The organism is Kitasatospora sp. NPDC127121 (assembly GCF_042677305.1).
GTDB lineage: Bacteria > Actinomycetota > Actinomycetes > Streptomycetales > Streptomycetaceae > Kitasatospora.
Genome location: NZ_JBHXTQ010000016.1, coordinates 22,807 through 37,014, shown reverse-complemented (window position 1 = coordinate 37,014; position 14,208 = coordinate 22,807). Strand labels below are relative to the sequence as shown.

14 protein-coding genes are annotated in these 14,208 nt (G+C 73.1%); 12 read left to right on the top strand and 2 right to left on the bottom strand.

Going from position 1 to position 14,208, the window contains the following annotated elements:
* Window positions 1-22 precede the first annotated feature (22 nt).
* Together ACFVHI_RS11485 and ACFVHI_RS11480 are read right to left on the bottom strand one after the other, a co-directional pair.
* Window positions 23-1,192: an NADH-quinone oxidoreductase subunit D gene (locus ACFVHI_RS11485; protein WP_063348836.1), complete on the bottom strand. Its 1,170-nt coding sequence runs from the start codon at window positions 1,190-1,192 to the stop codon at window positions 23-25.
* The gene (locus ACFVHI_RS11480; protein ID WP_380338078.1) at window positions 1,189-2,178 is read right to left on the bottom strand and encodes an SAM-dependent methyltransferase; all 990 of its coding nucleotides are present in this window, start codon (window positions 2,176-2,178) and stop codon (window positions 1,189-1,191) included. The genes ACFVHI_RS11485 and ACFVHI_RS11480 overlap by 4 nt, the downstream gene beginning before the upstream one ends.
* Before the next feature lie 155 nt (window positions 2,179-2,333).
* On the opposite strand from ACFVHI_RS11480, the gene ACFVHI_RS11475 reads away from it, so the two are divergent.
* From ACFVHI_RS11475 to ACFVHI_RS11420, 12 genes are all read left to right on the top strand, one after another.
* A complete protein-coding gene (locus ACFVHI_RS11475) occupies window positions 2,334-3,560 on the top strand; it encodes a sensor histidine kinase (RefSeq protein ID WP_063348834.1) in 1,227 nt (408 codons plus the stop codon).
* Window positions 3,561-3,597: 37 nt separating this feature from the next.
* A complete protein-coding gene (locus ACFVHI_RS11470) occupies window positions 3,598-4,287 on the top strand; it encodes a response regulator transcription factor (RefSeq protein ID WP_063348833.1) in 690 nt (229 codons plus the stop codon).
* Window positions 4,288-4,510: 223 nt separating this feature from the next.
* On the top strand, window positions 4,511-5,440 hold the full coding sequence (locus ACFVHI_RS11465; protein ID WP_380338170.1) for a Rossmann-like and DUF2520 domain-containing protein: 930 nt from the start codon (window positions 4,511-4,513) through the stop codon (window positions 5,438-5,440).
* Entirely contained in the window at window positions 5,440-6,345 is a 906-nt protein-coding gene (panC, locus tag ACFVHI_RS11460) for a pantoate--beta-alanine ligase (protein WP_380338074.1), read from the top strand. The genes ACFVHI_RS11465 and panC overlap by 1 nt, the downstream gene beginning before the upstream one ends.
* Window positions 6,346-6,448: 103 nt before the next feature.
* Window positions 6,449-6,898: an aspartate 1-decarboxylase gene (panD, locus tag ACFVHI_RS11455; protein WP_380338071.1), complete on the top strand. Its 450-nt coding sequence runs from the start codon at window positions 6,449-6,451 to the stop codon at window positions 6,896-6,898.
* Between the two features lie 16 nt (window positions 6,899-6,914).
* The gene (locus ACFVHI_RS11450) at window positions 6,915-8,588 is read left to right on the top strand and encodes an L-aspartate oxidase (RefSeq protein WP_063348831.1); all 1,674 of its coding nucleotides are present in this window, start codon (window positions 6,915-6,917) and stop codon (window positions 8,586-8,588) included.
* Between the two features lie 4 nt (window positions 8,589-8,592).
* Window positions 8,593-9,564 (top strand): carboxylating nicotinate-nucleotide diphosphorylase, encoded by a 972-nt coding sequence (gene nadC, locus ACFVHI_RS11445; RefSeq protein WP_380338068.1) that lies wholly within the window; start codon window positions 8,593-8,595, stop codon window positions 9,562-9,564.
* Between the two features lie 29 nt (window positions 9,565-9,593).
* Entirely contained in the window at window positions 9,594-10,379 is a 786-nt protein-coding gene (locus ACFVHI_RS11440) for a type III pantothenate kinase (RefSeq protein WP_063348829.1), read from the top strand.
* A gap of 156 nt (window positions 10,380-10,535) precedes the next feature.
* Window positions 10,536-11,276 (top strand): hypothetical protein, encoded by a 741-nt coding sequence (locus ACFVHI_RS11435; protein WP_079135799.1) that lies wholly within the window; start codon window positions 10,536-10,538, stop codon window positions 11,274-11,276.
* A gap of 94 nt (window positions 11,277-11,370) precedes the next feature.
* Window positions 11,371-12,927, top strand: coding sequence for a bifunctional lysylphosphatidylglycerol synthetase/lysine--tRNA ligase LysX (gene lysX, locus ACFVHI_RS11430; protein WP_079135798.1), 1,557 nt, complete (start codon window positions 11,371-11,373; stop codon window positions 12,925-12,927).
* Window positions 12,928-13,189: 262 nt separating this feature from the next.
* Window positions 13,190-13,627 carry a BlaI/MecI/CopY family transcriptional regulator gene (locus ACFVHI_RS11425; RefSeq protein ID WP_079135797.1) on the top strand — a complete coding sequence of 146 codons (438 nt, stop codon included), beginning with the start codon at window positions 13,190-13,192 and terminating at the stop codon, window positions 13,625-13,627.
* Window positions 13,628-13,637: 10 nt separating this feature from the next.
* Complete coding sequence (locus tag ACFVHI_RS11420; RefSeq protein ID WP_063348826.1) at window positions 13,638-14,174, top strand: amino-acid N-acetyltransferase; 537 nt, start codon at window positions 13,638-13,640, stop codon at window positions 14,172-14,174.
* Window positions 14,175-14,208: the final 34 nt, after the last annotated feature.

Genomic DNA, 14,208 nt, shown 5'->3' with positions numbered 1-14,208 from the left:
CCGGCCCGCGAAGGGCCGGGCCCTACTTGTCGATGTCCCCGACGACGAAGAACATCGACCCGAGGATCGCCACCATGTCCGCGACCAGCGTCCCGGGCAGCAGCTCGGTCAGCGCCTGGACGTTGTTGAAGGACGCCGAGCGCAGCTTGAGCCGCCACGGCGTCTTGTCGCCGCGCGAGACCAGGTAGTAGCCGTTGATGCCGAGCGGGTTCTCGGTCCAGGAGTAGGTGCTGCCCTCGGGGGCCTTGAGCACCTTGGGCAGCCGCTGGTTGACCGGGCCGGGCGGCAGGGTGGCGATCTTGTCGAGGCAGGCGACGGCGAGGTCCAGCGAGTTGAGGGTCTGCTCCAGCAGGCACTCGAACCGGGCCAGGCAGTCGCCCTCCTCGCGGGTGACCACGGTGAGCACCTGCCGCAGCTCGTCGGAGTCGTACGCGAGGTAGGGCTCGTCGCGGCGCAGGTCGAGGTCGAGGCCGCTGGCGCGGGCGATCGGGCCGCTGACGCCGTACGCCTGGGCCTGGGCCCGGGTGAGGATGCCGACGCCGGCGGTGCGGGCGCGGAAGATCTCGTTGCCGAGGACGAGGTCCTCGAAGACCGGCAGCTGGGAGCGGACGGTGGCGACGGCGGTGCGGACGCGGCCGAGCCAGCCGGCCGGGAGGTCCTCCTTGAGGCCGCCGACCCGGTTGAACATGTAGTGCATGCGCCCGCCGGAGGCCTCCTCCAGGACGTGCTGGAGGTCCTCGCGGCCGGTGAAGGCGTGGAAGATCGGGGTGATGCCGCCGAGTTCCAGCGGGTAGGAGCCGAGGAACATCAGGTGGTTGAGCACCCGGTTGAGTTCGGCGAGCAGGGTGCGGATCCACACCGCCCGCTCGGGGACCTCCATGCCGAGCATCCGCTCGACGCCGAGGACGACGCCGAGTTCGTTGCCGAAGGCGGAGAGCCAGTCGTGCCGGTTGGCCAGCATGATGATCTGCCGGTAGTCGCGGGCCTCGAACAGTTTCTCCGCGCCCCGGTGCATGTAGCCGATCACCGGCTCGGCGGTGATGATCCGCTCGCCGTCGAGCACCAGCCGCAGCCGCAGCACGCCGTGCGTGGCGGGGTGCTGCGGGCCGATGTTGAGCACCATGTCGGTGGTGCCCGCCTCGCCGGTGAAGTTCTCGGCTCCCGCCCCGATGCCGACCGTGGTCTCCCTCATGGGGTCAGAGTCTGCCACCCCGGCAGGGCGGCCAGGGCCTCCGGTACCGGCATGCGGACGGCCTGGGCGAGCCAGCCGAACGCGCCGAGCCCGGCCGGGTCGGTCAGTTCGGCGCCCTCGCCGGCCCCGCCGAGCGCCCGCAGGTAGCCGGCCGGGTCGGTGGAGGCGAGCGCGAGCGGCGGCCGGGCGCCGCTCACGCCGAGGGCGCGCAGGGCGTCCCGCTGGGTTGTCCACAGGCTGTGGAGACCGGGTGCGGCGACGGAGTCCAGGGCGACGTGCGCGGTGACGTCGCAGGAGCCGTCCGGCACCGGCGCCACCTCGCGGCCGCCCCGGAAGCCGGTCAGGGTGCCGAACAGCGGGCGCCGGTCGGCGGTGTGCCCGTAGTCGACGGCGACGGCCAGGCCGCGCTCCAGCCCGGCGACGGCCCGCGCCCAGGCGGCGTCCCGGGTGCCGCCGAACTCCACGGAGTCCCCGGGGTGCCCGACCGGCCACCAGCGCTCGGCCCAGGCCGCGTCGGCCGCCGAGGCGGGCCCGCCGAGCCGCTCCCCGCCGGTCGCGGTGTCCACCTCCCGGTAGCGCAGCACCCCGCCGTCGTCGACCTCGCCGACGTCCAGCGGCACGTTGTCCAGCCATTCGTTGGCGAACAGCAGCCCGGTGACGCCGCGCGGCACCTCGTCCGTCCACAGGGCTGTGGACGGCAGGTCCGCCGGGCGCCGCGCGATCTCCACGCCGTACGGGCGCAGCCGCGCCAGCACCTCGCCGGGCAGTTCGGCCAGCACCCCGGTGAGCAGTTCACCGCGCCCGGCCCCGACGTCGACGAGGGCCAGCTCCTCCGGACGGCCTAGGGCGGCGTCAACCTCCAGCAGCAGCCGGGCCACCGCGCGGGCGAACCGCGGCGAGGCGTGCACCGAGGTGCGGAAGTGCCCTGCCGGACCCTCCGACCTGCGGTAGAAGCCGCCGTCCGGGTCGTACAGGGCCTGCTCCATGGCAGGCGCCCACCGCATCCAAGTCATAGCGCGGGACGCTACCCGCAGCCGGGCGCGCCCTCCCCACCGGTACGGTGCGTCTCCGACCTACGGAGTAGGACGGATCGCCCTACCGGCGGACCTGAACACGCCAGGTGACTGCCTAGGCTGGAGACGTGCATCGACTCAACGCCTGGCTCCGCCGTCACCCCGTGGTGGTCGACGCCGCCTGGGCTGCGATGGTGCTCTTCGTCGGCCTGCTGCCGAACGACAGTTTCAGCGACGGCTGGCGCTTCGACGCACAGATCCTGATCGCGGTGCTGCTGCCCGCGCTGATGGTCTTCCGCCGACGCTTCCCCGACGTCACCGTGGCGGCCGCCACCGGCCTCGGCCTCGGCCAGGTGGCCGCCGACGTCCTCCCGGCCGCCTCCTCCCTCGCCTACCTGGTGTTCGCGTACACCGGCGCCGCCTTCGGCCAGAAGTGGACGTCCCGGCTGGCACTGGTCGCCGGGCTGGCCGCCGGGCCCCTGGTGTTCTGGCAGCTCCACCCGCTGAAGACGGTCGCCAACGGCGCCGGGGACTACCACACCCGCCCGTACTCCTTCGGCGAGGCGGCGCTGATCACGCTGCTGATGAGCACCCCGTTCATCCTGTGCTGGGCATGGGGCCGGCTGACCAGGGTGCGCCGCGCCTACCTGACCGAGCTGGAAGACCGCGCCGCCCGGCTGGAGCGCGAGCGGGACGCCCAGTCCAAGGTGGCGGTGGCCGCCGAGCGCGCCCGGATCGCCCGCGAGCTGCACGACGTGGTCGCACACAACGTCTCGGTGATGATCGTCCAGGCCGACGGCGCCGCGTACGTGCTCGACAACTCGCCGCAGCAGGCGAAGGAGGCGCTCGGCACGATCGCGTCCACCGGCCGGCAGGCGCTGGTCGAGATGCGCCGCCTGCTGGGCGTGCTACGCACCGCCGACACCGCCGAGGAGTACGTGCCACAGCCGGGCGTCGAGGAGCTGCCGGAGCTGCTGGAGCAGGTCCGCACGGCCGGGCTGCAGGTGGACTACGCGACCTCCGGGCATCCGCGCGAGCTGCCGCGCGGCGTCGAGCTGACGGTCTACCGGATCGTCCAGGAGGCGCTGACCAACGTCCGCAAGCACGGCGGCCCCGACGTGCACGCCCGGGTCGCGGTCGACTTCGGCGAGCGCGAGCTGGCCGTCCTGGTCGAGGACGACGGCCGCGGCAGCACCGACGAGCAACTGGCCGTCGGCGGCGCGGACGGCCTCGGCCACGGCCTGATCGGCATGCGCGAGCGGGTCGGCATGGTCAGCGGCAGCCTCGACGTGGGCCCCCGCCCCGGCGGCGGCTTCCGGATCCGCGCCATCCTGCCGCTCAAGGCGGCCCACTAACCCCCCGGTCCCCCCGACGCCCCCTGAAGGAGCCACCTTGACCATCCGCGTGATGCTCGTCGACGACCAGGAACTGCTGCGCACCGGCTTCCGGATGATCCTGCAGTCGCAGGGCGACATCGAGATCGTCGCCGAGGCCGGCGACGGCGCCCGGGCCCTGGAGGAGCTGCGGCACACCCAGGTGGACGTGATCCTGATGGACGTGCGGATGCCGCGCCTGGACGGGGTGCAGACCACCCGCCGGATCTGCCTGGCCGAGGACGGCAGCCCCGTACCCAACGCCCCGCACGTGCTCATCCTGACCACCTTCGACCTGGACGAGTACGCCTTCGCCGCGCTCAAGGCCGGCGCCAGCGGCTTCCTGCTCAAGGACGTCCCGCCGACCGAGCTGGTGGCCGCGATCCGCGCGGTGCACGGCGGGGACGCGGTGGTCGCGCCGACCACCACCCGCCGCATGATCGACCGCTTCGCCGAGGTGCTGCCGACCCCGCAGAGCGCGCCCGGCTCGGACGCCCTCGGGCCGCTGACCGAGCGGGAGCGGGAGGTGTTCCTGCTGGTCGCCCAGGGGCTGTCGAACGGCGAGATCGCGGCCCGGCTGGTGCTCTCCGAGGCCACCGTGAAGACCCACGTCGGCCGGATCCTGGCCAAGCTCGGCCTGCGCGACCGGGTCCAGGCCGTGGTGCTCGCCTACGAGGCCGGGCTGATCCGGGCCGGGGCGACGGACTGAGCGGCCCCGGGCACCCCCGGGCGTCCCGTGGAGGACCCCGTGGAGCACCCCGTGGAGGACCGGCTGAGCGCCCGTAGAATGGGCCGGTACGTCCGGTACCCGAAGAGGACCGGAACGAGGAGCTAAGGACGAGGGCCGGGCCGTGAACACGTCCGACAGTGCCGACCACGCCGCCGACGGCGGGTTCGCCCCGCTCGCCGACGGCTTCGGCGATCCGAGCCACCTGAACGACCCGAACCACCCGAGCTACCCCGACGACCCGGCCGACCCCGGCAACCGCCCGGCCCGGCTGGCCGTCGGCGTGGTCGGCACCGGCCGGGTCGGCCCGGCACTGGGCGCCGCCCTGCAGCTCGCCGGGCACACCGTGGTCGCCGCCTCCGGGGTGTCCGCCACCTCCCGCCGCCGCGCCGAGGCACTGCTGCCGGGGGTGCGGATCGTCACCCCGCCGCAGGTGCTGGCCGCCGCCGACCTGGTGCTGCTCACCGTGCCGGACGACACGCTGGCCGACCTGGTGGCCGGCCTCGCCGCGACCGGCGCCGTCCGCCCCGGGCAGCTGCTGGTGCACACCTCCGGCGCGCACGGCGTCGGCATCCTGGAGCCCGCCACCCGGGCCGGGGCGCTGCCGCTGGCGCTGCACCCGGCGATGACCTTCACCGGCACCTCCGTCGACCTGGACCGGCTGGCCGGCTGCCCGTTCGGGGTGACCGCCCCCGAGGAGCTGCGGCCGGTCGCCGAGGCGCTGGTGGTGGAGATGGGCGGCGAGCCGGAGTGGGTGCCGGAGCAGGTCCGCCCGCTCTACCACACGGCCCTCGCGCACGGCGCGAACCACCTGGTCACCCTGGTCGCGCAGGCGATGGACCTGCTGCGCACGGCCGGCGTCGCCGAGCCCGGCCGGCTGCTCGGCCCGCTGCTCGGCGCCGCCCTGGACAACAGCCTGCGCTCCGGCGACGCGGCCCTCACCGGCCCGGTCGCCCGGGGCGACGCGGGCACCGTGCGGCGCCACCTGGCGCAGCTCAGTACGGTGTCCCCGGACATCCCGGCAGCCTACCGCGCGATGGCCCGCGCCACCGCGCAGCGGGCGCTCGCCAACGGGACGATCGACGAAGCGTCGGCGGCGGCGCTGCTGGACGTACTGAACGAGGAGAATCGCTAATGGCACGCGGAAAGCAGCCGGTCAGGACCCAGCGGGCGCCGAAGGTCCACCGGGCCGTCGTCACCCGCACCGTGGACGACTTCGAGGCCGCGTTCTGGCCGGACGAGCGCCCGGTCGACAACGCCGTCGTGATGACCATGGGCGCGCTGCACGAGGGCCACGCCGCGCTGATCCGGGCCGCCCGCAAGCAGGTCGGTCAGGAGGGCCGGGTCGCGGTGACGGTCTTCGTCAACCCGCTGCAGTTCGGCCCGGCCGAGGACCTGGAACGCTACCCGCGCAGCCTGGACGAGGACGTGAAGCTGGCCGAGGAGAACGGCGCCGACGTGGTGTTCGCGCCCTCCGTCGACGAGGTGTACCCGAACGGCCGGCCGCAGGTGCGCCTGTCGGCCGGCCCGATGGGCGAGCGCTTCGAGGGCGCCACCCGCCCCGGCCACTTCGACGGCGTGCTGACCGTCGTCGCCAAGCTGCTGCACATCACCGACCCGGACTTCGCGTTCTTCGGCGAGAAGGACGCGCAGCAGCTCGCGATCATCCAGCGGATGGTCGCCGACCTGGACTTCGACGTCGAGGTGGTCGGGGTGCCGACCGCCCGCGAGGAGGACGGGCTGGCGCGCTCCTCGCGCAACCGCTACCTCTCCGCCGACGAGCGCGAGCAGGCCCTCGCCCTCTCCAAGGCGCTGTTCGCCGGCCGGGACGCCGCCGCCCAGGGCCCGAAGGCCGTCCGCGAGGCCGCCTCGGCGGTCCTGGACGCGGCCGAAGGCATCAACCTCGACTACCTCGCCCTGGTCGACCCGCACGACTTCAGCGAAGCGGCGGACGACTTCCAGGGCGCGGCGGTGCTGGCCGTCGCCGCGACGGTGGGTTCCACCCGCCTGATCGACAACGTCCACGTCATCTGCCGCTAGGTCCTGTCCGGCCGGACAGGACCTGGGCAGCCGGCCACCCAGCACGGAACCGTTCGGTAAGAGCTCCCCTTTAGGCATGCACTCACAGGAGGCGTGACCCGCAATGCTCCGCACCATGCTCAAGTCCAAGATCCACCGGGCCACCGTGACCCAGGCCGACCTGCACTACGTCGGCTCCGTCACGGTGGACGAGGACCTGCTCGACGCCGCCGACCTGCTCCCCGGCGAGCTGGTCCACATCGTCGACATCAACAACGGCGCCCGGCTGGAGACCTACACCATCGCCGGCCCGCGCGGCTCCGGCGTGATCGGCATCAACGGCGCCGCCGCCCGCCTGGTCCACCCCGGCGACCTGGTCATACTCATCGCCTACGGGCAGATGGACACGGCCGAGGCCAAGAGCTACGCACCGAGCATCGTCTTCGTGGACGAGCGGAACCGGATCACCGGCCTGGGCGGCGACCCCGCCGAGGCCCCGGAGGGCACCGGACTGCTCCGCGGCGACGAGGCGTACGGTGACGGCAACGGCGCGGCCCCGACCGCCGCGCGCTGAAGGAGCCACTGACGCCATGTCCGCCACGCACCGCCTCACCGCCCCGGCCCCCGGCTGGACCGCCACCACCGACGTGGTCGTGGTCGGCTCCGGGGTGGCCGGCCTCACCGTCGCCCTCAACGCCCGCAAGGCCGGTCTGCGGACCATGGTGGTCACCAAGGCGATGCTGGACGACGGCTCCACCCGCTGGGCCCAGGGCGGCATCGCGGCCGCCCTGGGCGAGGGCGACACCCCCGCGCAGCACCTGGACGACACCCTGGTGGCCGGCGCCGGGATCTGTGACGAGGAGGCCGTGCGCACCCTGGTCACCGAGGGCCCGGACGCCGTCCGCCGGCTGATCGCCGTCGGCGCCGCCTTCGACCGCGGCACCGACGGCGAGATCCTGCTCACCCGCGAGGGCGGCCACCACCGCCGCCGGATCGCGCACGCCGGCGGGGACGCCACCGGCGCCGAGATATCGCGAGCCCTGGTGGAAGCCGTCCGCAGCGACCCCGGCGTCGAGCTGATCGAGCACGCCCTCGTCCTCGACCTGCTCACCGACGCCGACGGGCACGCCGCCGGCCTCACCCTGCACGTGATGGGCGAGGGCCAGCGCGACGGCGTCGGCGCCGTCCGGGCCCGCGCGGTGGTGCTCGCCACCGGCGGCATGGGCCAGGTCTTCTCCGCCACCACCAACCCGGCGGTCTCCACCGGCGACGGCGTGGCGCTCGCCCTGCGGGCCGGCGCCGCCGTCACCGACCTGGAGTTCGTCCAGTTCCACCCGACCGTGCTCTGGCTCGGCCCGGAGGCCGAGGGCCAGCAGCCGCTGGTCTCCGAGGCGGTCCGCGGCGAGGGCGCCCACCTGGTGGACGCGCACGGCACCCGCTTCATGCTCGGGCAGCACGAGCTGGCCGAACTGGCCCCGCGCGACATCGTCGCCAAGGCGATCACCCGGCGCATGCAGGAGCAGGGCGCCGAGCACATGTACCTGGACGGGCGGCACTTCGGCGCCGAGATGTGGGAGCAGCGCTTCCCGACCATCCTCGCCTCCTGCCGCGCGCACGGCATCGACCCGGTCACCGAGCCGATCCCGGTCGCCCCGGCCGCGCACTACGCCTCCGGCGGCATCCGCACCGACCGGCACGGCCGCACCAGCGTCCCCGGCCTGTACGCCTGCGGCGAGGTCGCCTGCACCGGGGTGCACGGCGCCAACCGGCTGGCCTCCAACTCGCTGCTGGAGGGCCTGGTCTTCGCCGAGGGGATCGCCGCCGACCTCGCCGACCGGCACCGCCACGGCGCGCTGCCCGAGCGCGCCGTGGACGTCGCCGCCGCCCGCGCCGCACGGCCGGTGCCGCTGCCCGCCCCCGAGTCGCGCGCCGAGATCCAGCGGCTGATGTCGCGCGGCGCCGGCGTGCTGCGCTCGGCCGCCTCGATGGCCGGCGCCGCCGCCGGGCTGGCCCTGCTCGCCGAGCAGGCCCACGCGCACGTCGCCGAGGAGAAGCCCGCCGACCCGCGGGTGGAGACCTGGGAGGCCGCCAACCTGCTGCTGGTCTCCACCGCGCTGGTCGCGGCCGCCGCGCAGCGCGAGGAGACCCGCGGCTGCCACTGGCGCGAGGACTTCCCCGAGCGCGACGACGCCCACTGGCGGCGCCACCTGATCACCACCCTCACCGCCTCCGGCGACCCCGTCAGCACCCCTGAGGAGCAGTAGAACCATGACCCACTCCCACGAGGAACTCCCCCTGGCCGACGCCCAGGGCGGCTGCGGCGACGGCTGCGCCTGCGGGGACGGCGAGGGCTACGAGACCGGCCTGGACCCGCAGTTGGCCGAGCTGCTGGAGCAGGCCGGACTGGACCCGATCGAGGTCGAGGACATCGCCACCCTGGCGCTGGCCGAGGACCTGGCCGGCGGCGAGGACGTCACCTCGGTGGCCACCGTGCCCGCCGAGGCCGTCGCCACCGCCGACTTCACCGCCCGCCAGGCCGGTGTGGTGGCCGGCCTGCGGATCGCCGAGGCGGTCGTCTCGCTGATCTGCGAGGAGGAGTTCGAGGTCGAGCGGCACGTCCAGGACGGCGACCGGGTCGAGGCCGGCCAGGTGCTGCTGTCGGTCCGCTCCCACACCCGCGACCTGCTCACCGCCGAGCGCAGCGCGCTCAACCTGCTCTGCCACCTGTCCGGCATCGCCACCGCGACCCGCGCCTGGGCCGACGCCCTGGAGGGCACCGGCGCCGTCGTCCGGGACACCCGCAAGACGACCCCGGGCCTGCGCGCGCTGGAGAAGTTCGCGGTGCGCTGCGGCGGCGGCGCCAACCACCGGATGGCCCTGTCCGACGCCGCCCTGGTCAAGGACAACCACGTGGTCGCGGCCGGCGGCGTCGCCGAGGCCTTCCGGGCCGTCAAGGCCGCCTACCCCGACCTGCCGGTCGAGATCGAGGTCGACACCCTGGAGCAGATCCCGCCGGTGCTGGCGGCCGGGGCCGACCTGATCCTGCTGGACAACTTCACCGTCCCGCAGCTGAAGGAGGCCGTCGAGCTGGTGGCCGGCCGGGCGAAGCTGGAGGCCTCCGGCGGCCTGACCCTGGCCACCGCGCGCGAGGTCGCCCAGACTGGTGTCGACTACCTGGCGGTGGGCGCGCTCACCCACTCCTCGCCGATCCTGGACATCGGCCTCGACCTGCGCGCCTGACCCTCGTCCCGACTCGCAGAAAGCGCCCCATGCTCCTCACCATCGACGTCGGCAACACCCAGACCACGCTCGGCCTGTTCGACGGCGAGGACGTGGTGGAACATTGGCGGATCTCGACCGATTCGCGCCGCACGGCCGATGAACTGGCAGTGCTGCTACAGGGGTTGATGGGCAACCACACTGCGGTCCGGGAGGCCGCGGTGGAGGGCCTGGCGATCTGCTCGTCCGTTCCCGCCGTGCTCCACGAGCTGCGCGAGGTGACCCGCCGCTACTACGGCGACGTCCCCGCGGTGATCGTGGAGCCCGGCGTGAAGACCGGGGTGCACGTCCTGATGGACAACCCCAAGGAGGTCGGCGCCGACCGGATCGTCAACGCCCTGGCCGCCAACCACCTGTACGGCGGCCCGTGCATCGTGGTCGACTTCGGCACCGCCACCACCTTCGACGCCGTCAACGCCCGCGGCGACTACGTGGGCGGCGCGATCGCCCCCGGCATCGAGATCTCGGTCGAGGCGCTCGGCCTCCGCGGCGCCCAACTGCGCAAGATCGAGCTGGCCAAGCCCCGCAACGTGATCGGCAAGAACACCGTCGAGGGCATGCAGTCCGGCATCCTGTACGGCTTCGCGGGCCAGGTCGACGGCCTGGTCGACCGGATGGCCAAGGAGCTGTCCAAGGACCCGGACGACGTCCAGGTGATCGCCACCGGCGGGCTGGCCCCCCTGGTCCTCGGCGAGGCCTCCACCATCGACGTGCACGAGCCCTGGCTCACCCTGATCGGCCTGCGCCTGGTCTTCGAGCGCAACCGCCCGGCCTGACCGGCCCCCAGGGCCCACCGTCGGCGCCCCCCGGTCCGTCCGGGGGGCGCCGACGCGCGTCCTCCCCCACCCCCGCGGCCGATTCCGCCGGGCCGAACGTGGGGCGTCGGCGCGACGCTACCGACAAATCGGATATTCCTCACGTAGTGTCAGCCCATGCCTACGCCACACGGATCGCGCGGCGGCATGGCCTTCAGCGCCGACGAAGTCCGCGTGCTGCGCCGCGCCCTCGCCCAAGCCCTGCACCCCGCCGTCCCCGTCCACCTCCAGCTCCCCGACCGTCCGGTGTTCGCCGGGCCGGGCGCCGAGCTGTGGGCGGAGGACGTCCAGGACGCGCTGCGTCTGACCGAGGCGATCGACGAGGCCGTCCAGGAGGGCGGCCGGCTGCGCGCCTTCCTGCTCGCCGACCTCGGGCGCTACCGGGCAGCCCTGCCCGGCAGTGCCCCCGGCTACCTGGAACGCCTGGAGGAGGCCGTGACCGACGGCTACCTGCCCGGCCCGGAGGACCTCACCGCGCTGCGCGGGCTGACCCGCCAGCCGTGCGGCCACGGCGAACGCGCCCGCCGCTCCCGGCTGGCCGGCCGCTGCCACGCGCTGGCCGAGGCCGCCGTCCGCGAACGGCTCGCCCTCACCACCGGGCAGCACCGCCACCTCGTCGTCGTACCGAGCCCCGCCGCACCCCCGAGCAGTCTCCCCACCCCTGTTGGAGGACGGATCACGATGAGCAGCACCGACTCCCCCGCCGAGCGGCCCACCGCCCCCCAGAACCCGCCCCGCCCGCACCGGATGCCCACCCCGGCCGAACTCTTCGGGCGCCGCCCCAAGCCCCCCGCCCACCCCGCGCCCCCGGCCGCCCCGGATCCCGACGAGATCGAACTCGCCACCGGCACCGGCTGAGCCGCCCGCGCCCGAGGAGGGGGACCGCCGACGCGGTCCCCCTCCTGCGTTATCCCGTGGCGGAGCACGGTGTGTGGCTGGCTACCCTTGTGGGGTGAGCGATCAGAGCCCCATCCCCGCGACCGACGACCTTCCCGAGCAGATGCGCGTCCGGCGCGAGAAGCTGGACCGGCTCCGGGCGGCCGGTGTCGACCCCTACCCGGTCGGCTTCCCCCGCACCAGCACCATCGCGGACCTGCGCGCCAAGCACCCCGACCTGGAGCCCGACACCGCGACCGGTGAGCGGGCCGGCGTCACCGGCCGGGTGATCCTCTCCCGCACCGGCGGCAAGCTCTGCTTCGCCACGCTGCGCGACGGCACCGGCGACCTCCAGGTGATGTTCTCCCTGGACAAGCTGGGAGCGGAGCGGCTGGCGGCCTGGAAGACGGACATCGACCTGGGCGACCAGGTCGGCGTCGAGGGCGAGGTGATCACCTCCAAGCGCGGCGAGCTGTCCGTGATGGTGGACCGCTGGGAGCTCACCGCCAAGTGCCTGCGCCCGCTGCCGGACAAGCACAAGGGCCTGACCGACCCGGAGGCCCGGGTCCGCCAGCGGTACGTCGACCTGATCGTCAACCCCGAGGCCCGCGAGATCCTGCACCTGCGCAGCAAGGTGGTCCGCTCGATCCGCCGCACCTACGAGGACCGCGGCTACATCGAGGTCGAGACCCCGATGCTGCAGCCGGTGCACGGCGGCGCCAACGCCCGCCCGTTCAAGACGCACATCAACGCGTACGACATCGACCTCTACATGCGCATCGCCCCCGAGCTGTACCTCAAGCGGCTGGTGGTCGGCGGCGCCGAGAAGGTCTTCGAGATCAACCGCAACTTCCGCAACGAGGGCGCGGACTCCACCCACAACCCGGAGTTCACCTCGCTGGAGTCGTACGAGGCGTACGGCGACTACGACACCCAGGCCGAGCTGATCCGCGAGACGATCGTCAACGCGGCCCGGGACGCGCTGGGCACCACGGTGATCAAGGGCCTGGACGCGCACGGCGTGGAGCACGAGATCGACCTGGCCGAGCCGTGGGAGGAGGTCTCCGTCTACCCGGGCATCTCCGCCCGCCTGGGCGTCGAGGTCACCCCGGAGACCGGCGTCGAGGAGCTGCGCAAGCTGGCCTTCGACCACGGCATCCCGTTCGACAAGGACTGGGGCCACGGTCAGATCGTGCTGGAGATGGTCGAGCGCCTGCTGGAGGAGAACGCCGTCCGGCCGACCTTCATCAAGGACTACCCGACCGAGGTCTCCCCGCTGACCCGCCAGCACCGCTCGGTGCCGGGCGTGGCCGAGAAGTGGGACCTGGTGATCTTCGGTACCGAGATCGGCACCGCCTACTCCGAGCTGGTCGACCCGGTCGAGCAGCGCGCCCGCCTGACCGCGCAGTCCCTGCTGGCGGCCGGCGGCGACGTCGAGGCGATGCAGATCGACGAGGACTTCCTGCGGGCCCTGGAGTACGCGATGCCGCCGACCGGCGGCCTCGGCCTCGGGGTGGACCGCCTGATCATGCTGCTGACCGGCAAGAACATCCGGGAGACCGTGCTCTTCCCGCTGGTGAAGCCGGAGGCGAAGGCTTCCGCCGCGACGGCGGAGAAGACCGAGGAGGAGTGACTGATGGACTACGTCAGCGCGATCGTGCCGCCGCTGGTCATGGCGATCGGCTTCGGATTCCTGGTGCGGGCCATCATCCGCAGCCAGGGCGGAGCCCAGAAGGCCAAGGAAGACCTCGACTGACCCGCGAGCGAACCCGCGACTGACACCGTCAGCCGCCGAACCACCGACGCGCCGCCATTCCCGATTCCGGGGGTGGCGGCGCGCCGGTTTGGCGCACTTCACAAGATTTGCCCCATTCACTCCCTATCCTGGCCGCACTATGGTCCGGCAACTCGGTGAACTTGAGAACGCCATCATGACCCGGGTGTGGCAGTGGAACCGACCGGTGACGGTTCGCGAGGTTCTCCTGGATCTGCAGTCGGAACGCGAAATCGCGTACACCACGGTGATGACCGTCCTGGACAAGCTCCACAGAAAGGGCTGGCTGCGCCGCGAGCGGGTCGGCCGGGCCTATCGATATGAACCGGTCTCGTCCCGCGAGGCGTACACCGCGGCGCTGATGAACGACGCGTGGGCCACCAGTGACAATCCGGCCGCGGCCCTGGTGCACTTCTTCGGCCTGATGTCGCCCGGCCAGCGCGAGGCACTGCGGGACGCCTTGCGGGTCGCCGCTCTGTTCCCGTCGGATCCGGCCCCCGCCGAATCCGCGGAGCCGGGACCGGATACCGGGGAGACCCCGCCGGGCGCGACACGATAACGTCCCGGCCATGGAGGTCACCATCCGCCGTGCGCGGACCACGGACGTGCGGACCGTACGCGGGCTCATCGACGCCTACTCACGCAACGGCATTCTGCTCGACAAGCCCACAGTCACACTGTTCGAATCCGTCCAGGAGTTCTGGGTCGCCGAACGCGACGACACCGGTGCGGTGGTGGCCTGCGGCGCCCTGCACGTGATGTGGGAGGACCTGGCCGAAGTCCGCACGCTCGCCGTCGATCCGTCCTGCCGGGGCTTCGGGGTCGGACATCTGCTGCTGGAGAAGCTGCTGCAGACCGCACGCTGGCTCGGCGTCCGTCGGATTTTCTGCTTGACGTTCGAGGTTCCGTTCTTCGCGAAACACGGTTTCGTCGAGATCGGTGAGCTTCAGGAAACCGATGATGGTACGACAGACCCGGCGGCGATCGCTACGGATGTCTATGAAGAACTTCTCCGCTCGTACGATGAAGGTGTCGCGGAGTTCCTTGACCTGGAGCGGGTGAAGCCCAACACACTGGGCAACTCGCGCATGCTGCTGCACCTCTGAGCGGCTCCGCGCCGGTCAAGGGTTTGTGTTTTCC